A 518-nucleotide genomic window follows, 5' to 3' on the forward strand; every position below is an offset into this window, starting at 1 on the left:
TCATCCAATTCTGGCAGGTCGATGGTCACTTCACGTTCGCTGTTGGCGACCAAAGCTTCGACTTTAAACTGCACGCTTCGCAAGGTTTCACCTTCGGCACGCACGTCAGCAGTAATGGTGTAATCATCGAGGTTGGTGAACCACAATTTGTTCTCAACGATAAAGCGGTCATGGCAACCTTCAACGGCGCGGATTTTCACCGGTGCAATGACTTGTTTGTATTCTTTCAGGCCAGGGCCCGGGGTTTGATCTGGGTAAATCAGACCATCCATGCAGAAGTTGTAGTTGTTTGGGTAGTCGCCATAATCGCCGCCGTATTTGTAGAACTCTTGGTCGTGCTCATCACGTGCTAGAATGCCGTGATCACACCATTCCCAAACGTAGTGACCTTGAATGTGGTCGTGCGCATAGAACACGTTTTGGTATTCGGTTAAACCACCCGGCCCGTTCCCCATCGCGTGTGCGTATTCGCAGATGATGCGTGGCTTCTCGTGTGGGTGTTCGCCAAAGTAATTCAT

1 protein-coding gene is annotated in these 518 nt (G+C 50.4%); it reads right to left on the bottom strand.

Annotated features, from left to right (window positions below):
- The coding region (locus R7044_RS28055) for a glycoside hydrolase family 2 TIM barrel-domain containing protein (protein WP_225456366.1) at positions 1 to 518 on the bottom strand (518 nt) is incomplete at both ends.

The organism is Vibrio sp. 1402, from assembly GCF_033340275.1.